Origin of the sequence: Pseudomonas sp. MSSRFD41, assembly GCF_014230245.1 — a bacterium.
GTDB classification, from domain to species: domain Bacteria; phylum Pseudomonadota; class Gammaproteobacteria; order Pseudomonadales; family Pseudomonadaceae; genus Aquipseudomonas; species Aquipseudomonas piscis.
In genome coordinates this window covers 20,715-37,542 of the sequence record NZ_JACKZK010000018.1, presented here as the reverse complement: position 1 = coordinate 37,542, position 16,828 = coordinate 20,715, and the positions used below count along the sequence as shown (strand labels likewise).

Genomic DNA, 16,828 nt, shown 5'->3' with positions numbered 1-16,828 from the left:
GTTTTGTAATTGTATACAAGTGGCTTTGCGCAGAGTGTATTCACGGCAAGCTACGCAGGTCAATGGCTTTTCTTGGACGCTATCGGCTGCGCTTTCAGCCCTGATAAAGCGGTGTCATTTTGTCGCATGGGTTATATTTCAGTAAATATTGTATACAAAAACAATGTTCATTGTGTTCTATTCAGTGCATCGGGCTTCTCCTGAAAGAAGCTCCACCAGGCTTTCCAATAACAAGATGAGGACGGCACCCATGAGCGCTTTAACCTTGAAAGTCGCGGTCAACCTGGCCAATCAGGCCATCCAGGCGGGGCGCAAGATCAGTGCCGCGCCGCTGGCCATCGCGGTACTCGATGCCGGTGGTCACCTGGTGGCCTTGCAAAGGGAGGATGGCGCCAGCCTGCTGCGCCCGCAGATCGCCATCGGCAAGGCCTGGGGGGCGATCGCCCTGGGCAAGGGCTCGCGCTTGCTGGCGCTGGATGCCCAGCAGCGCCCGGCCTTCATCGGCGCGCTCAACGGCCTGGGGCAGGGCTGCGTGGTGCCGGCACCGGGCGGGGTATTGATCCGTGATCAGGCGGGCTTGGTGATTGGCGCCATCGGCATCAGTGGCGACACCTCGGATATCGACGAGCAGTGCGCCATCAGCGCCATCGAGGCCCAGGGCCTGGCCGCGGATGCCGGCGTCGGCGCCTAGGTCGCGCAGTACGTGTAGCCGCTGTCGAGCCTGCGAGGCTGCGATCGACTGCGCAGCGCCCGCCAAACCGGGCGACGCGGAACCTCAGGTTGATTGCCGAGAGCCACCAGGCGGCTCGTGTCGAGCCGTGCGCAGCCTGCGGCAGCGGCTACACGAACCCAGCAGCGCCCGTGGACCGGGCGGCGTCAGGAGGGCGGGTCATGCGGATTCGGGTTCGCAGCCCTTGAGCACCAGGCGGATGATGGTCTGGGCGGCGGCTTCGTAGTCTTCTTCGGTCAATTTGGTCTTGCCGGTGACCACCGAGATCTGCCAGTCGAAGTCGGCGTAGGTCTGGGTCGCGGCCCAGATGCTGAACATCAGGTGGTGCGGGTCCAGCGGGGCGATCTGGCCACGGTCGATCCAGGTCTGGATGCACTCGATGTTGTGCTTGGCCTGGGCGTTGAGCTGTTCCACCTGGTCCGGACTCAGGTGCGGCGCGCCATGCATGATCTCGCTGGCGAATACCTTGGAGGCGAAAGGCAGGTCGCGGGAGATGCGGATCTTCGAGCGGATGTAGCCGCTGAGCACCTCGCTGGGCACGCCATCGGCATTGAACGGGGTGGACGCCTGGAGGATCGGCTCGATGATGCTTTCGAGCACCTCGCGGTAGAGGTTTTCCTTGGACTTGAAGTAGTAGTAGACGTTGGGCTTGGGCAGCCCGGCCTTGGCGGCGATGTCGCTGGTCTTGGTCGCGGCGAAGCCCTTGTCGGCGAATTCTTCACTGGCGGCCCGCAGGATCAGTTCTTTATTGCGCTCGCGGATGGTGCTCATAAACCGGGGGATTCCTTGCCTGTTCGGCGGTTGCGCATGGTAGCACCGGGCTCGCGAAGGGCTCAAGAATGCCCATTGGCCGTGGTCTTGCCTGCATTCGAGGAGCGCGCCGACCGTTTGCCGAGCGGTTCGCCGACATCTCGCCTGGCCCTCCTGCGGCGCGGTATGCTGCGCGCCTCATTTCACGCAGGGAAGCCTGGCCCATGGCAGGAAGCAGTTTGCTGGTTTTGCTCGACGATATCGCCGCGGTGCTGGACGACGTGGCCCTGATGACCAAGATGGCGGCGAAGAAGACCGCCGGTGTGCTGGGCGATGACCTGGCCCTTAATGCCCAGCAGGTGTCCGGGGTTCGCGCCGAACGGGAGGTCCCGGTGGTCTGGGCCGTGGCCAAGGGCTCGTTTCGCAACAAGTTGATCCTGGTGCCGGCGGCCCTGGCCATCAGTGCCTTGGCTCCCTGGCTGGTGATTCCGCTGCTGATGCTCGGGGGCGCCTACCTGTGCTTCGAGGGTTTCGAGAAGCTGGCCCACAAGTTCCTCCACAGCAAGGCCCAGGACCAGGCGGCCCATGACCAGCTGATCGAGGCCGTGGCGGATCCGGCCACCGACCTGGTGGCCTTCGAAAAGGACAAGATCAAGGGGGCGGTGCGCACCGACTTCATCCTCTCCGCCGAAATCATCGCCATTACCCTGGGCACGGTGGCCGACGCGCCGCTGGCCCAGCAAGTGGTGGTGCTGTCGGGCATCGCCATCGTCATGACCGTCGGCGTCTATGGCCTGGTGGCCGGCATCGTCAAGCTCGATGACCTGGGCCTGTGGCTGGCGCGTAAGCCGGGACAGCTGGCCAGGAGCGTGGGCGGGGCGATCCTGCGTGCGGCGCCCTACATGATGAAGAGCCTGTCGGTGATCGGCACCGCGGCCATGTTCATGGTCGGCGGCGGCATCCTGACCCATGGGGTTCCCGCCTTGCATCACTTGATCGAAGGCGTGGCCGAACGCAGTGCCTCGCTGCTCGGCGCCATTGCGGTGCTGACGCCGACCCTGCTCAATGCGGTGGCCGGGGTCATTGCCGGGGCCCTGGTGCTGGCGGTGGTGACGCTGGCGGGCAAGCTCTGGCGTGGCGTGCGCGGTTGAGCCTGGCCTCAGGCCACGGCTTGCGCTGTCCGTGGTCGCGGTGCCTGGGCCTGTCGACGGCACCAGCGGCGCCAGGTGAACTGCAATTGCACGAGTGCGGCGCGGGCCATCTCCCGTGAGGTTTCGGGGAGGGTGGGCGCGGTTGTCAGTGCCTGGAGCAAGGATCGCGTCGGGGCATCCAACTGGTCGTGGCGCAGGGCCGTAGGGCCGCCGTTCCTGAGCAGCAGGGCCAGGTGACTCAGATAGCGATCTCGCTCGATGGCCAGGGCGCCGCGAGTGGTATCCAGGCAGCCGCGCAGTTGTAGCAGCTCGTCTCCCAGGTCCAGCCCCTGGAGGCCATTGTCCCAGTGGTCGCGGCGGTGCTCGGGTTGCATCTGCCAATACCGGGACACGCGGATCAGACGGTCGGCCATGCGTCCGCCGAACCAGCTTTCCGCCTGCTCCAGCGGCCTTGAGGTGAGCTGTGCCAGGTCGAACAACGAGGCTTTGAACATCCGGCGGTAGTGATGCTCCCCCGGGTTCAGGCTGACCAGGCGCAGCACCACCACGGCAATAGCGACGCCCACCAGGGTGGCCATGGCCTTGTTCAGGAACGCGGCCAGGTCATAGGTCATCAGGTTGCCGGGGCCGACGTTGTTGACGAAGAAGATGCAGAAGGCCGACGCGATCGGTGCCAGTTTGGGCCGGCTCATGCAGAGCGACGCGAAAAACAGCGGCACGCCAAGGCCCAGGCACAGCAGGGGAAAGCCATCCCAGCCGGGGAGCAGGCCGAGGCCGACGAAGCCTGCGACAGGAATCGACAGGGCGATGCCCTTGAGGAAGTTCAGGCAGGCCGCTGCGGGGTTCTCGCGGCCGGCGAACAGGCTTAGCACTACACCGCAGATGGAGACCGCCCCCAGGCCCGAAGGCCAGGCGCAGAGGAGCCAGAAAGCGGCCACGGCGAGAAAGGCCAGGGCACTGCGCAATCCGCCCAGCACGCCGTGCTCAAGGTCTCGGTGCCAGGACAAGGCTCCGGGGGCGCCGGGGGGGACCAGGCCCTGCTCCAGGGCACTGACGCTACGAGCGCTTTGCGCCACCAGGTCCAGCACCTGTGACAGTTGCAGTTGGCAGAGACGGGCTTCAGCCGATTGCGAGCGATCGGCCAAGCCTTGTTCCAGGCGCTGGGCCAGGGCGGCCAAGGGTGACTGATGCTCGGTTGCCAGGGCCTGGCTGGTTTCGCGGATCAGCGCTTGCATCGATTGTGCTTCCTGGGGTTCGAGCAACTGTCGCTGTCGGGCCACACTCCTGGCGGCGCGCATCAGGCCCAGCAGATCACGGCTGAGAACGCGCAATGCCTGGGAGCGGCGACGCCCCTGTGCTCCTTCGAACCAGGCGTGGTCGCGCTGGGCATCCACGGTGACGATGCTGCCCAGGGCGAGCAGCAGGCCCTGGCGCTGGTCTTCTCCCAACAGTTCCGAGGCCGCGGCGCGGCGCCCGGCCAGCCAGGCTGCCCGGCCCTGGGCGGCGAGGGTCTGCTCGACCCGGCGTGGCCAGAGCACGATGCTGGCCACGCAGGCGCAAATGATCCCCAGGCCGATTTCCGAGCAACGTGCCACGGCTTGGTCGAACACCTGCAAGGGCGCCACGGTGGCGGGCAGGGCAATGATTGCCGCGGTATAGCCGGCCAGTACGAAACCGTAGGCGGCATGGTTGCGCAGCAGCGAGGCGCCGGTGGTACACAAGGCCAGCCAAAGGGCCATGGCCAGCAGGAACAGCAGTGGTGCCTGCCCCAGCAGACCGATGAGCAGGACCGATGCCAGGGCTCCGACCACCGTGCCCAAGAGGCGATAAACCCCCTTGGCCAGGACCATGCCACTGCTGGACTGGCTGACGATGAACACGGTGGTCAGGGCCCATTGCGGTTGTTGAAGGTCCAGGCGCAGGGCCAGGTAGAGCGCCAGCCCACCGGCAATCAGGTTCCGGGTGGCGAACAGCAGGTCCGACGGCGTGGGAGCGAAGAGGGCTTGCCAGGCATCGGCGACACGAAAGGTCGGCAGTTTCATGTTCTGGTCATATAGGTAGCTAGCTAACGATTAGCATCGTATCTACATTGCCTGAAGCTGCCAATGGGTGTCTTGAGCCTGGCGGAGCCAGTTGAAAGGTAAGGCTGAATGGCGGGAATTGGCCGCCCTGTGATGAAGGGCGGCCGGGTATTTACTCGGCGATCTGTAGCTTGCGCGCTTCGGTGTAGACGTAGCGCACTTGTTCGTACTCGAACGGCGAGTTCAGCTCGCCATAGCGGAAGTTGGTCTGGTAGCGCTTGTCGACGCCACGCAATAGCCAGAGCTCCGGATGGTTCTTGCTGACTTCGGCGACGTTGAGGAAGTTGATCGCCGACTCGGCGCTGTAGTCCACCGCCAGGCCGGCGGTGTCGCGCAGGTTCGACGGGCCGAGGATTGGCAGCATCAAGTAGGGGCCGCCAGGAACGCCATAGAAGCCCAGGGTCTGGCCGAAGTCCTCGCTCTGGCGTGGCAGGCCCATCTTGGTGGCCGGGTCCCACAGGCCGGCGATGCCGATGGTGGTGTTGACCAGCAGGCGGGCGGTGGTCTCCATGGAGCGCTGGCCCTTGAACTGCAGCAGGCTGTTGAGCAGGCTGGGTACATCGCCCAGGTTGTTGAAGAAGTTGCTTACCCCGGTGCGCAGGAAGCTCGGGGTGATGTAGCGGTAGCCGTCCACCACGGGCAGGAACACCCATTGGTCGAAGCGATAGTTGAAGTGGTAGACCCGGCGGTTCCAGGACTCCAGCGGGTCATAGACGTTCAGTGCGCTGAGGGTCGAGCGTTCGAATTCACGCTGGTCCAGGCCCGGGTTGAACTTGAGTTGTTGCAGCGGCTCGGTGAAGCCGTCGGGATCGGGCGCGCGGGTGGTGCCGGCCTGGCTGTTATCGGCCTGGGCATAGCCTGTGCAGAGCAACGCAGCGATAAGCAGGAGATGTTTAGCCACGGAAGAACTCCAGCATGGCGTCGCTATTGACGCGATAGTTGAGGTTGCCGCAATGGCCACCATGGGGGTAGACGGTCAGGCGATCGCCGAAGGTCCTGCGCAGGAAGCCCAGGTCGCCCGGGCCCAGGATGACGTCGTCGGCATTGTGCATCACGGCGATCTTCGGGCTGGCCTTGAGATAGTCCTGCAGGGCGTACAGGCTCACCTGGTCGACCAGTTGCAGCAGGCTGCCGCCATCGGTACGGGCGCGCCACATCGGGATCACCTGTTCGGTCAGGTAGCAGTCGAAGTCGCATTGCAGGGCGCGCTTGAAGAATGGCGTGAGGCTGGTGCCCTCGCGGATCGGGTACTTGGGCGGGGTGATCAGGCCGCGCCGGTTGATCAGGTCCGAGGTGAAGGCGATGTCCGCCGCGGAGAAGCGGAAGGCGGTGCCGATCAGCATCGCCAGTTGCTCGTTGCTCAGGTGCTGCTTGGATTGCTGCAGGTCATAGAGCAGGGCGTCGTTGAGATCGATATAGCCCTTCTGCTGGAAGTAGCGGGTCAGCTTGGCCAGCATCAGCTCGTAGAACGTGGTGCTACTGCTGATGCCCTTGACCTCGGTCTGTACCAGCTTGTCCAGGTTGGTGATCGAGGTGTAGAGGTTGACCGGCGGGTTGAGCAGCAGGACCTTCTTGAAGTTGAAGGTGCGCCGGGTCTCGTCGAGCTTGCTGATGAACGCTGCGTCCAGGGCGCCCAGGCTGTAGCCGGTGAGGTAATAGTCGGTGACCGGCAGCTTGGAGTTCTGCGCGCGCACCGCTTGCATCACCCGGTACATGTCCTGGGCGTCCTCGGCGGTGACCCCGGGGGTGGCGAAGCGCGACGCGGCGCTGATGAAGTCGAAGCTGGTGGGCGAGGACAGCTGCACCACGTGGTAGCCGGCCTTGTAGTAGAGCTTCTTCAGGTATTCGTTGAGGGTGCTGTCGTAGCGCGCGCCGGTACCGGCGATCAGGAAGATCAGCGGGGCGGCGTGGTCCTGGGTGGCGATGCGGTAGGTGAGTTTCTTCACTGCCCAGAAATTGTCCGGCAGGGTGAATTCGCGTTCCGGGCGCAGGGTCAGGCTGTAGTCGGACTGGCGGATGTCATCGTCCGAGGGCAGCTCCGGGCGTAAGTCCGGCGGCGTGGTGGCGATGGTGGCTTCGAAGGGATTGGTCAACGGGTAGCCGTAGCTGGCTGGGTCGACATCGACCGCCAGGGCGGACGCACTCAGGATAAGGCCACCGAACAGAGCGGTGAGGCGCAAGGAACGAAGCATGACTGTATCCCTAGAAGGAAGGTGCCGAATGAGATTCGCAGGCTATGACCACCGCGTTGCTGCCGAAGTGCCATGTGCGGGCGCAAATAACGTCCATGGCGGTCTGGCCTGGGGGTGATGGTGATAGTAGCCGGACGATACACGTTGCCACCCTCGGCTGAATAGCTATGCGCGCATGGTGCTTGCCAAGTGTTTCCGGGGGATTATGCTGGGCGCCGTTTTGATTGCCTGGAGTGCCCCCATGTCCCGCCGCTTTCCCCTGATCTTGTTGCTGTTGGCCCTGGCGCTCTGGCTGGCCGCCAGCTATGGCCTGCGCTATGGCTTCATGGAGGATGCCCGCTGGGTGGGCGTATGCATCGACGAGGCCGGCCGCTGGGAGTGCGCGTTGCGTTCCAGCCTGGGTTGGATGATTCATTTCAAGGTGTTGGGCTGGAGTGCCCTGGGCGCGGCGCTGCTGGCCTTCGTCGTGCCAGGGCGGCTGGGCTGGGGGCTGGCGCTGCTGGCCATGGCGGCCGGGCTCCCGGCGCTGGTGCTGTACAACACCAGCCTGGCGGTCTTCGCCCTGGTGATCGCCAGCCTGCGCCTGGTGCGCGCTCCTCGCCCCTAGCCGGGCGGATCAGCCGATCCGCGCCCGCAAGCTGCGCCACAGCGCGGCGACCATCAGCAGGCTGACCAGGGCCCAGCCCCAGGCCTGCTGGTTGGCCAGGCCTTCCTGGTACAGCTGCGGCGCGATGCCGGCACCGATGATGAAGGTCAGCAGGGCGACCTCGCGCCGCGGTACCCGCACCGGTCGGCAGAGGAAGGCCAGGGCCGGCAGCAGCAGGGCGGCGCTGGGGAAGCTGCGGTAGCGCGGATCGAACACCAGCTCGAGCATCATCACCGCCGCGGCGAAACCGGCTGCCGCCAGGAGCCAGCCGGCACGCTTTTCCAGGATGCAGAACAGCCGCTGGCGCCAGCCTTCACGCGAGCCCAAGGCCAGTGCGGCGTGGGCCAGGACCAGCAGGTTCAGGCCCAGTAGCAGGGCGGCCCAAGCCCACTCGCTGGCGAAGCGGCTGGTGACCCGCGCCAGTTCGGCGAAGGTGCCGATGCTGCATGCCGCCACAGCACCCAGCAGTGGCAGGAGGAAGGCCGCCCGGGTGCTGCCGACCCCGCCGCCCAGCAGCAGGGTGCTGGCCAGGAGCGCCGCTCCCAGGCCCAGCCACAGGGACCAGTAGGGCAGGTTGGATACCGGACCTTCGAGAATCCCCTTGTCCTGGCGATCGGCGTCGAACAGCCCCCAGTAACCACCGACCGCGCCTTCGCTGGCGCGTTTCCAGGGTTGGTCGAAGGCCTCGATCAGGTTGTAGTGCCAGCCATTCTGCTCGGCCAGGGCGACGAAACCGCGGATGAACCGGGCTTCGTTGACCCGGCTGGGGATCGCGGTCTCGCGCTGGCGGCCTTCGCTGGGCCAGCCGGTCTCGCCGATCAGCACATCCTTGGGGGCGAAGCGGTTGCCGAACACCTGGCGCACCTGGGCCACATGGTCCAGGGCCACGTCGATGTTCGAGGGATCGTCTTCCCAGTAGGGCAGCAGGTGGATGGTCAGGAAATCCACGGCCGGGGCCACTTCCGGGTGCTTGAGCCAGAACTCCCAGACGTCGGCGTAGGTCACTGGCTGCTTGACGTTGTGCTTGACCTTGGTGATCAGCCGGGCCAGTTGGGCGCCGGTGATTTCCTTGCGCAGCAGTGCTTCGTTACCGACGATCACCGCGCTGACCACATCCGGGTTGGCGTTGGCCGAGGCGATCAGCAGGTCCACCTCTCTTTCGTTATCCGCCGGGTTGCTGTTGATCCAGGCTCCGATCATCAGCTTCAGGCCATGCTTGCGCGCCAGCTCCGGCAGGGCCTCCAGGCCGCTCATGGAATAGGTGCGGATGCACTCGAAGCGGCTCGCCAGCCGCGCCAGGTCGGCGTCCATGCGCTCTGGGCGCAGCTTGAACGGCTGGTCGAACGGCGACTGGTCCTTGTCGAACGGGGTATAGGAGGCGCATTGCAGCTTGTGGCTGGCGCTGGCGACGTCGGGCAACTGCACCGGCCGGCCGAGGCCGTACCAGTAGCTGCACAGGGCTAGCAGGGCGATCAGGCAGGCGCACAGGTAGGCGAGGAGGGGGAAGCGTGGAGTGGCGGGCATGGTCAGGCCGTCAGGAGGAACAAAGCCGGGCATCTTACCTGTATTCGGCTGCGCCTTGGTGCTGCCATGCGAAGTTCGCGCGGGCTTGTCGTCGTGGGGCGCAAGGGGGCTACTGGCTTTCTGATGTCGCTGGCTGTTGCCTTGAGGTCGCAGTCAGAGCAGGTCGTCGCCGGTGGCGGGTTGATGATCCAGGCATCAGTACTCCGCTGATGATCGAACGTGTTCGCGGTCGGGCGTGATGGAGGCGCCGAGCACCATAACCATACGTTGATGTGTCCGGCAGCCGCCTGGCACTGCACTTTTCGGGGAAGTAACGATGAAGATGCGACGACTCTTAGGCGCAGGTGCCGCAATGGTACTTGCCATCAGCTCCACCTTGGCCAGCGCTGACAGCAAGACCCTGAGCATCGGCTATGTCGACGGCTGGTCCGACAGCGTGGCGACGACCCACGTGGCGGCGGAGGTGATCAAGAAGCTCGGTTATGACGTCAAGCTGCAGGCCGTGGCGACCGGGATCATGTGGCAGGGCGTGGCCACCGGCAAGCTCGACGCCATGCTCTCGGCCTGGTTGCCGGTGACCCATGGCGAGTACTGGGCCAAGAACAAGGACAAGGTGGTGGACTATGGCCCCAACTTCAAGGACGCCAAGATCGGCCTGATCGTGCCGGAGTACGTCAAGGCCAAGTCCATCGCTGACCTGAAGGGCGATGCCAGCTTCAAGAACAAGATCGTCGGGATCGATGCCGGCTCAGGGGTGATGCTCAAGACCGACCAGGCGATCAAGGACTATGGGCTGGACTACAAGCTGCAGGCCAGCTCCGGGGCGGCGATGATCGCCGAGCTGACCCGCGCCGAGGAAAAACAGGAGTCCATCGCGGTGACCGGCTGGGTGCCGCACTGGATGTTCGCCAAATGGAAACTGCGTTTCCTCGAGGACCCCAAGGGCGTGTATGGCGCCGCCGAGACCGTCAACAGCATCGGCAGCAAGGAGCTGGAGAAGAAGGCGCCTGAGGTGGCGGCGTTCCTGAAGAAGTTCCAGTGGGCGTCGAAAGATGAAATCGGCGAAGTGATGCTGGCCATCCAGGAGGGCGCCAAGCCTGATGCTGCGGCCAGGGATTGGGTGGGCAAGCACCCGGAGCGGGTGGCCGAGTGGACCGCTAAGTAAGTAGCGCAGCGTCTATTCCAAGGGTCTTGGGGGCATCCGCGACGGCGTCGCGGATGCCCCCGTTTTTTTGCGGGGGAGCATTGGCGCGGGGGTTAATGTCGTTCTAATACTAAGGTCGTCTAGAACGCGTTTGAGAGCTGCATAGAGTGGATTGCGTTCCACCTAAAATCTGTGCTGCGAGGATAAAAACAATGAACGACAGCATTTACCTCTCGATTCAAAACAGCCCGCGCTTCAAGGAGCTGGTGAGCAAACGGGAGCGGTTCGCCTGGATTCTTTCGGCGATCATGCTTGGGCTTTACTCGGCTTTCATCCTGTTGATCGCCTATGGACCCCAGATCCTGGGGAGCAAACTCAGTCCTTCATCATCCATCACCTGGGGCATTCCCATCGGTGTCGGCTTGATTGTCTCGGCCTTCATCCTGACGGCCATCTATGTGCGGCGCGCCAACGGTGAGTTCGATGAGCTGAACAACGCGATCCTGAAGGAGGCTCAGCAATGATCCGCCGTCTATTCGCAGCGCTCGGCCTGGCCACCTTCGCTCCCGCTCTATGGGCCGCAGACGCCCTGACGGGAGAAGTCCACAAGCAACCTCTGAACGTATCGGCGATCGTGATGTTCGTGGTGTTCGTCGGTGCCACCCTGTGCATCACCTATTGGGCTTCCAAGCGCAACAAGTCGGCTGCCGACTACTACGCGGCGGGTGGCAAGATCACCGGCTTCCAGAATGGCTTGGCGATTGCCGGCGACTACATGTCGGCGGCGTCCTTCCTGGGGATTTCCGCCCTGGTGTTCACGTCGGGCTATGACGGGCTGATCTACTCCATCGGCTTTCTGGTGGGCTGGCCGATCATCCTGTTCCTGATCGCCGAGCGCTTGCGCAACCTGGGCAAGTACACCTTCGCCGACGTGGCGTCCTATCGCCTCGGGCAAACCCAGATCCGCACCCTGTCGGCCTGCGGTTCGCTGGTGGTGGTGGCGTTCTACCTGATTGCGCAGATGGTGGGTGCCGGCAAGCTGATCCAGCTGCTGTTCGGCCTCGACTACCACGTGGCGGTGATCCTGGTGGGCATCCTGATGTGCCTGTACGTACTGTTTGGCGGCATGCTGGCCACCACCTGGGTGCAGATCATCAAGGCCGTGCTGCTGCTCTCCGGTGCGTCGTTCATGGCGTTGATGGTGATGAAGCACGTGGGCTTCGACTTCAACGTGCTGTTCTCCGAAGCGATCAAGGTCCACCCCAAGGGTGAGGCGATCATGAGCCCCGGTGGCCTGGTGAAGGATCCGATCTCGGCGTTCTCCCTGGGTCTGGCGCTGATGTTCGGTACCGCCGGCCTGCCGCATATCCTGATGCGCTTCTTCACCGTGAGCGACGCCAAGGAAGCTCGCAAGAGCGTGCTCTACGCCACTGGTTTCATCGGCTACTTCTACATCCTGACCTTCATCATCGGTTTTGGCGCGATCTTGCTGGTGAGCACCAATCCGGACTTCAAGGACGCCACGGGCGCCTTGCTGGGCGGTAACAACATGGCGGCGGTACATCTGGCCAATGCCGTGGGCGGCAGTGTATTCCTGGGCTTCATCTCGGCGGTGGCCTTCGCCACTATCCTGGCGGTGGTGGCGGGCCTGACCCTGGCCGGTGCTTCGGCGGTGTCCCACGACCTGTATGCCAGTGTGATCAAGAAGGGCAAGGCCAACGAGAAGGACGAGATCCGCGTCTCCAAGATCACCACGGTGACCCTGGGCGTGCTGGCTATCGGCCTGGGCATCTTGTTCGAGAGCCAGAACATCGCGTTCATGGTGGGCCTGGCGTTCTCCATTGCAGCCAGCTGCAACTTCCCGGTGCTGTTGCTCTCCATGTACTGGAAGAAGCTCACCACCCGTGGCGCCATGATCGGTGGCTGGATGGGGCTGGTAAGTGCGGTGGCGCTGATGATCATCGGCCCGACCATCTGGGTGCAGATCCTGCATCATGAGAAGCCGATCTATCCGTACGAGTACCCGGCGCTGTTTTCGATGATCATCGCCTTCGTCGGTATCTGGTTCTTCTCCATCACTGACAAGTCGGCGGCGGCGGCCAATGAACGGGCGCTGTTCTTCCCGCAGTTCGTGCGTTCGCAAACTGGCTTGGGAGCCAGTGGGGCGGTGTCGCACTAAGCTCCTGGCACTGGGCTTCTATCTATATAGAGGCCTGATGATGGCGAAATGCCCTGGTCGCAAGGCCAGGGCATTTTTTATTGGCCATGGGGCTGCAGGTGTCGTTGGGGGCAGGGGCTGGGGATGATTCGGTGGGGCTTGTACAGGCTCCTGCGCTGATCAGCAGACCCTGTGCCGTGGGTGGGAAGGGGAGGGGCAAAAGAATACGGCCTCTGTCAGAGGCCGTATGCGGTGTAGCTAAGACGGGAGCGCAAGGCCGGTCTTACTTGCGGTCTTCCAGCTTGGTGATGTCGCGCGACTCGTAGCCGGTGTACAGCTGGCGAGGACGGCCGATCTTGTAAGGGCTGGAGAGCATTTCCTTCCAGTGGGAGATCCAGCCGACGGTACGCGCCAGGGCGAAGATCACGGTGAACATGCTGGTTGGAATGCCGATCGCCTTGAGGATGATCCCCGAGTAGAAGTCGACGTTCGGGTACAGCGAGCGCTCGATGAAGTATGGGTCGGTCAGGGCGATCTCTTCCAGGCGCATGGCCAGTTCGAGTTGCGGATCGTTGTTGATGCCCAGTTCCTTGAGGACCTCGTCGCAGGTCTGCTTCATCACGGTGGCGCGCGGGTCGCGGTTCTTGTAGACACGGTGGCCGAAGCCCATGAGCTTGAACGGATCGTTCTTGTCCTTGGCCTTGGCGATGAACTTGTCGATGTTCGACACGTCGCCGATTTCATCGAGCATGGTCAGCACGGCTTCGTTCGCACCGCCGTGGGCCGGACCCCAGAGGGCCGCGATACCGGCAGCGATACAGGCGAACGGGTTGGCACCCGAGGAGCCAGCCAGGCGCACGGTGGAAGTGGAGGCGTTCTGCTCGTGGTCTGCATGGAGGATGAAGATCCGGTCCATCGCCTTGGCCAGTACCGGGCTGATCGGTTTGATCTCGCACGGGGTGTTGAACATCATGTGCAGGAAGTTCTCCGCGTACGACAGGTCGTTGCGCGGATACATCATCGGCTGGCCCATGGAGTACTTGTAGACCATCGCTGCCAGGGTGGGCATCTTGGCGACCAGGCGCACGGCGGAGATCTCGCGGTGCTGCGGGTTATTGATGTCCAGGGAGTCGTGGTAGAACGCCGAAAGGGCGCCGACTACGCCGCACATGACGGCCATCGGGTGGGCGTCGCGACGGAAGCCGTTGAAGAAGCTCTTCAGTTGCTCGTGAACCATGGTGTGGTTCTTCACGGTGCTGACGAACTGGGCCTTCTGCTCGGCATTGGGCAGTTCGCCGTTGAGCAGCAGGTAGCAGGTTTCCAGATAGTCCGATTTCTCGGCCAGCTGTTCGATCGGGTAGCCGCGGTGCAGCAGGACACCCTGGTCGCCGTCGATATAGGTGATCTTCGACTCGCAGGAGGCGGTCGACATGAAACCGGGGTCGAAAGTGAAGCGGCCCGTGGCCGTCAGGCCCCTAACATCGATTACATCGGGACCAACGGTGCCGGTTAAAATGGGCAGCTCGACGGGGGCTGCGCCCTCGATGATCAACTGCGCTTTTTTGTCAGCCATGTGGCCTCCTATTTATGCTTGAAATCATCAGACAGACCCCCCACGCAGGGCCCGCACCACTATAGTGGGATAAATCTGAATGTCAATTTGCCTAAAGTCTTGTCCCAGAAGGCTTTGAGAGGGATTTTTTAGCGAAATTCACTGCCATTTACGCCTTTTGCAAAGCTAACGCAATCAGCTATTAGGGGAAGGGGTTTGCGTTGTCATTAGTAGCCTAACTGTCTATACTCGGCCACCGACCGCCATGGGCTTCTGGGCCCGTTTTGATGGGGGTCGCACTCCCTGGGTGGTGGTTACCTGACCAGTGCACTCCCCAACAACTTTGCCCTGATTGTTAGGGGCTCTTCAGTGTGAAAAAAGCCGTGAATAGCCAACGACCTGTAAACCTAGACCTAAGGACCATCAAACTCCCCATTACCGGCGTTACGTCGTTTCTCCACCGTGTTTCCGGCATCATCCTCTTCCTGGGCATTGGCATCATGCTGTACGCATTGAGCAAGTCCCTGGGCTCCGAGGAAGGTTATGCCGAGGTGAAGGCGTGCTTGACCAGTCCGCTGGCCAAATTCGTTGCATGGGGCCTCCTGTCCGCCTTGCTGTATCACTTGGTGGCCGGTGTACGCCATCTGATTATGGACATGGGCATCGGTGAGACGCTGGAAGGCGGCAAGCTGGGCTCGAAAATCGTTATCGCCGTATCCGTGGTGGTAATCGTTCTGGCGGGAGTTTGGATATGGTAACCAGCGTTACGAACCTGTCGCGTTCGGGCCTTTATGACTGGATGGCGCAGCGTGTCTCTGCGGTCGTTCTCGCGGCTTATTTCATTTTTCTGATCGGGTACCTCGTAGCGAATCCGGGCATTGACTACACCCAGTGGCATGGCCTGTTCGCAAACAACTGGATGCGTATCTTCAGTCTGCTGGCCCTGGTGGCCCTTGGCGCTCACGCCTGGGTCGGCATGTGGACCATCTCCACCGACTACCTGACGCATATGGCGCTGGGCAAGTCGGCGACAGCGGTACGTTTCCTTTTCCAGGCAGTATGCGGCGTCGCAATGTTCGCTTACTTCGTCTGGGGTGTGCAGATTCTCTGGGGTATCTGATTCATGGCTAACATTCCAACCATTTCTTTCGACGCCATCATCATTGGCGGCGGTGGCGCCGGCATGCGTGCCGCACTGCAGCTGGCCCAGGGCGGTCACAAGACCGCTGTAGTCACCAAGGTCTTCCCGACCCGCTCGCATACTGTATCCGCCCAGGGTGGCATCACCTGCGCGATCGCCTCGGCCGACCCGAACGATGACTGGCGCTGGCACATGTACGATACCGTCAAGGGTTCCGATTACATCGGCGACCAGGATGCTATCGAATACATGTGTCAGGAAGGTCCGGCCGCGGTCTTCGAGCTGGACCACATGGGCCTGCCGTTCTCCCGTACCGAAACCGGCCGTATCTACCAGCGTCCGTTCGGCGGTCAGTCCAAGGACTTCGGTAAAGGTGGTCAGGCCGCCCGTACCTGTGCCGCTTCCGACCGTACCGGTCACGCGCTGCTGCACACCCTGTATCAGGGCAACCTGAAAGCCGGTACCACTTTCCTCAACGAGTACTACGCAGTTGACCTGGTGAAGAACCAGGACGGCGCGTTCGTTGGTGTGATCGCGATCTGCATCGAAACCGGCGAAACCCTGTACATCAAGTCCAAGGCCACCGTTCTGGCCACCGGCGGTGCGGGCCGTATCTACGCCTCCACCACCAACGCCCTGATCAATACCGGCGATGGTGTCGGCATGGCCCTGCGTGCCGGCGTTCCGGTGCAAGACATCGAGATGTGGCAGTTCCACCCGACCGGTATCGCCGGCGCTGGTGTTCTGGTTACCGAAGGTTGCCGTGGCGAAGGTGGCTACCTGATCAACAAGCACGGCGAACGCTTCATGGAGCGTTATGCTCCGAACGCCAAGGACTTGGCTGGCCGCGACGTAGTGGCACGCTCCATGGTCAAGGAAATTATCGCCGGTAATGGTTGTGGCCCTAACGGCGACCACGTGATGCTCAAGCTGGATCACCTGGGCGAGGAAGTGCTGCACAGCCGCCTGCCTGGTATCTGCGAGCTGTCCAAGACCTTCGCCCACGTTGATCCTGTCGTCGCTCCGGTTCCGGTCGTGCCTACCTGCCACTACATGATGGGCGGCGTTGCCACCAACATCCATGGCCAGGCCATCACCCAGAACGCCGCTGGCGAAGACACCATCATCCCTGGCCTGTTCGCGGTGGGTGAAGTGGCTTGCGTATCGGTACACGGTGCCAACCGCCTGGGCGGCAACTCGCTGCTGGACCTGGTTGTATTCGGTCGTGCGGCTGGCCTGCACCTGGAAAAAGCGCTGACCGACGGTATCGAATACCGCGATGCCAGCGATACCGACGTGGACGTTGCCCTGAGCCGCCTGGCCAAGCTCAACGAGCGCACCACCGGCGAAGACGTCGCCAGCCTGCGTCGCGAGCTGCAGAGCTGCATGCAGAACTACTTCGGTGTATTCCGTACCGGTGAATACATGCAGAAGGGTATTGCCCAGCTGGCCGGCCTGCGCGAGCGCATCGCCAACGTCAAGATCAACGACAAATCCATGGCGTTCAATACTGCCCGTATCGAAGCTCTGGAACTGCAAAACCTGCTGGAAGTGGCTGAAGCCACCGCCATCGCCGCTGAAGTGCGTAAAGAGTCCCGCGGAGCTCATGCTCGTGAAGACTACGAAGATCGCGACGATGAAAACTGGCTGTGCCACACCCTGTATTTCCCGGGTGAGAAGCGCGTTGCCAAGCGTGGTGTTAACTTCTCGCCGAAAACCGTACCGGCTTTCGAGCCTAAAGTCCGGACTTACTAAGGGT

Annotated in this window: 15 protein-coding genes; 9 read left to right on the top strand and 6 right to left on the bottom strand. The window is 62.7% G+C overall.

The annotated features are described in order from the left end of the window. Positions 1-250 precede the first annotated feature (250 nt). The gene (locus H7A76_RS23260; RefSeq protein WP_185700680.1) at positions 251-691 is read left to right on the top strand and encodes a GlcG/HbpS family heme-binding protein; all 441 of its coding nucleotides are present in this window, start codon (positions 251-253) and stop codon (positions 689-691) included. 198 nt (positions 692-889) lie between these two features. On the opposite strand, the gene H7A76_RS23255 is transcribed toward H7A76_RS23260, so the two are convergent. Beyond that, positions 890-1,501, bottom strand: coding sequence for a TetR/AcrR family transcriptional regulator (locus H7A76_RS23255; protein WP_185700679.1), 612 nt, complete (start codon positions 1,499-1,501; stop codon positions 890-892). A gap of 203 nt (positions 1,502-1,704) precedes the next feature. Between H7A76_RS23255 and H7A76_RS23250 the strand changes: the two genes are divergently transcribed. Further along, complete coding sequence (locus tag H7A76_RS23250) at positions 1,705-2,631, top strand: DUF808 domain-containing protein (RefSeq protein WP_185700678.1); 927 nt, start codon at positions 1,705-1,707, stop codon at positions 2,629-2,631. A gap of 8 nt (positions 2,632-2,639) precedes the next feature. On the opposite strand, the gene H7A76_RS23245 is transcribed toward H7A76_RS23250, so the two are convergent. From H7A76_RS23245 to H7A76_RS23235, 3 genes are all read right to left on the bottom strand, one after another. After that, a complete protein-coding gene (locus tag H7A76_RS23245) occupies positions 2,640-4,673 on the bottom strand; it encodes an FUSC family protein (RefSeq protein WP_185700677.1) in 2,034 nt (677 codons plus the stop codon). 151 nt (positions 4,674-4,824) lie between these two features. Continuing rightward, positions 4,825-5,613 carry a VacJ family lipoprotein gene (locus H7A76_RS23240; protein WP_185700676.1) on the bottom strand — a complete coding sequence of 263 codons (789 nt, stop codon included), beginning with the start codon at positions 5,611-5,613 and terminating at the stop codon, positions 4,825-4,827. Beyond that, positions 5,606-6,904, bottom strand: a complete 1,299-nt coding sequence (locus H7A76_RS23235) for a serine/threonine protein kinase (protein WP_185700675.1) — start codon at positions 6,902-6,904, stop codon at positions 5,606-5,608. The genes H7A76_RS23240 and H7A76_RS23235 overlap by 8 nt, the downstream gene beginning before the upstream one ends. Before the next feature lie 241 nt (positions 6,905-7,145). Here H7A76_RS23235 and H7A76_RS23230 point away from each other — a divergent pair, with 241 nt between their 5' ends. Beyond that, complete coding sequence (locus H7A76_RS23230; protein ID WP_185700674.1) at positions 7,146-7,511, top strand: hypothetical protein; 366 nt, start codon at positions 7,146-7,148, stop codon at positions 7,509-7,511. 9 nt (positions 7,512-7,520) lie between these two features. Here H7A76_RS23230 and H7A76_RS23225 read toward each other — a convergent pair whose 3' ends face one another. After that, positions 7,521-9,074 (bottom strand): beta (1-6) glucans synthase, encoded by a 1,554-nt coding sequence (locus H7A76_RS23225; protein ID WP_185700673.1) that lies wholly within the window; start codon positions 9,072-9,074, stop codon positions 7,521-7,523. Positions 9,075-9,390: 316 nt separating this feature from the next. On the opposite strand from H7A76_RS23225, the gene H7A76_RS23220 reads away from it, so the two are divergent. From H7A76_RS23220 to H7A76_RS23210, 3 genes are all read left to right on the top strand, one after another. Continuing rightward, complete coding sequence (locus tag H7A76_RS23220) at positions 9,391-10,239, top strand: glycine betaine ABC transporter substrate-binding protein (RefSeq protein ID WP_185700672.1); 849 nt, start codon at positions 9,391-9,393, stop codon at positions 10,237-10,239. Between the two features lie 191 nt (positions 10,240-10,430). Continuing rightward, positions 10,431-10,742: a DUF485 domain-containing protein gene (locus H7A76_RS23215; RefSeq protein ID WP_022643099.1), complete on the top strand. Its 312-nt coding sequence runs from the start codon at positions 10,431-10,433 to the stop codon at positions 10,740-10,742. Beyond that, positions 10,739-12,397 (top strand): cation acetate symporter, encoded by a 1,659-nt coding sequence (locus H7A76_RS23210; protein ID WP_185700671.1) that lies wholly within the window; start codon positions 10,739-10,741, stop codon positions 12,395-12,397. The genes H7A76_RS23215 and H7A76_RS23210 overlap by 4 nt, the downstream gene beginning before the upstream one ends. A 262-nt stretch (positions 12,398-12,659) precedes the next feature. Here H7A76_RS23210 and gltA read toward each other — a convergent pair whose 3' ends face one another. Continuing rightward, positions 12,660-13,949 (bottom strand): citrate synthase, encoded by a 1,290-nt coding sequence (gene gltA / locus H7A76_RS23205; RefSeq protein ID WP_185700670.1) that lies wholly within the window; start codon positions 13,947-13,949, stop codon positions 12,660-12,662. Positions 13,950-14,299: 350 nt separating this feature from the next. Between gltA and sdhC the strand changes: the two genes are divergently transcribed. Genes sdhC through sdhA form a run of 3 tightly spaced genes read left to right on the top strand, consistent with a single transcriptional unit; the run spans position 14,300 to position 16,824 of the window. Then, the gene (gene sdhC, locus H7A76_RS23200; RefSeq protein ID WP_015634665.1) at positions 14,300-14,686 is read left to right on the top strand and encodes a succinate dehydrogenase, cytochrome b556 subunit; all 387 of its coding nucleotides are present in this window, start codon (positions 14,300-14,302) and stop codon (positions 14,684-14,686) included. Beyond that, positions 14,680-15,048 (top strand): succinate dehydrogenase, hydrophobic membrane anchor protein, encoded by a 369-nt coding sequence (sdhD, locus tag H7A76_RS23195; protein WP_022643102.1) that lies wholly within the window; start codon positions 14,680-14,682, stop codon positions 15,046-15,048. Before sdhC ends, sdhD begins: the two co-directional genes overlap by 7 nt. Before the next feature lie 3 nt (positions 15,049-15,051). Further along, positions 15,052-16,824, top strand: a complete 1,773-nt coding sequence (gene sdhA, locus H7A76_RS23190; RefSeq protein WP_185700669.1) for a succinate dehydrogenase flavoprotein subunit — start codon at positions 15,052-15,054, stop codon at positions 16,822-16,824. Positions 16,825-16,828: the final 4 nt, after the last annotated feature.

Excerpts from the sequence above, each read along its gene's own strand:
- H7A76_RS23260 (WP_185700680.1), top strand. The coding sequence starts at position 251 with ATGAGCGCTTTAACCTTGAAAGTCGCGGTCAACCTGGCCAATCAGGCC.
- H7A76_RS23255 (WP_185700679.1), bottom strand. The coding sequence starts at position 1,501 with ATGAGCACCATCCGCGAGCGCAATAAAGAACTGATCCTGCGGGCCGCC.
- H7A76_RS23250 (WP_185700678.1), top strand. The coding sequence starts at position 1,705 with ATGGCAGGAAGCAGTTTGCTGGTTTTGCTCGACGATATCGCCGCGGTG.
- H7A76_RS23245 (WP_185700677.1), bottom strand. The coding sequence starts at position 4,673 with ATGAAACTGCCGACCTTTCGTGTCGCCGATGCCTGGCAAGCCCTCTTC.
- H7A76_RS23235 (WP_185700675.1), bottom strand. The coding sequence starts at position 6,904 with ATGCTTCGTTCCTTGCGCCTCACCGCTCTGTTCGGTGGCCTTATCCTG.
- H7A76_RS23230 (WP_185700674.1), top strand. The coding sequence starts at position 7,146 with ATGTCCCGCCGCTTTCCCCTGATCTTGTTGCTGTTGGCCCTGGCGCTC.
- H7A76_RS23225 (WP_185700673.1), bottom strand. The coding sequence starts at position 9,074 with ATGCCCGCCACTCCACGCTTCCCCCTCCTCGCCTACCTGTGCGCCTGC.
- H7A76_RS23220 (WP_185700672.1), top strand. The coding sequence starts at position 9,391 with ATGAAGATGCGACGACTCTTAGGCGCAGGTGCCGCAATGGTACTTGCC.
- H7A76_RS23215 (WP_022643099.1), top strand. The coding sequence starts at position 10,431 with ATGAACGACAGCATTTACCTCTCGATTCAAAACAGCCCGCGCTTCAAG.
- H7A76_RS23210 (WP_185700671.1), top strand. The coding sequence starts at position 10,739 with ATGATCCGCCGTCTATTCGCAGCGCTCGGCCTGGCCACCTTCGCTCCC.
- gltA (WP_185700670.1), bottom strand. The coding sequence starts at position 13,949 with ATGGCTGACAAAAAAGCGCAGTTGATCATCGAGGGCGCAGCCCCCGTC.
- sdhD (WP_022643102.1), top strand. The coding sequence starts at position 14,680 with ATGGTAACCAGCGTTACGAACCTGTCGCGTTCGGGCCTTTATGACTGG.
- sdhA (WP_185700669.1), top strand. The coding sequence starts at position 15,052 with ATGGCTAACATTCCAACCATTTCTTTCGACGCCATCATCATTGGCGGC.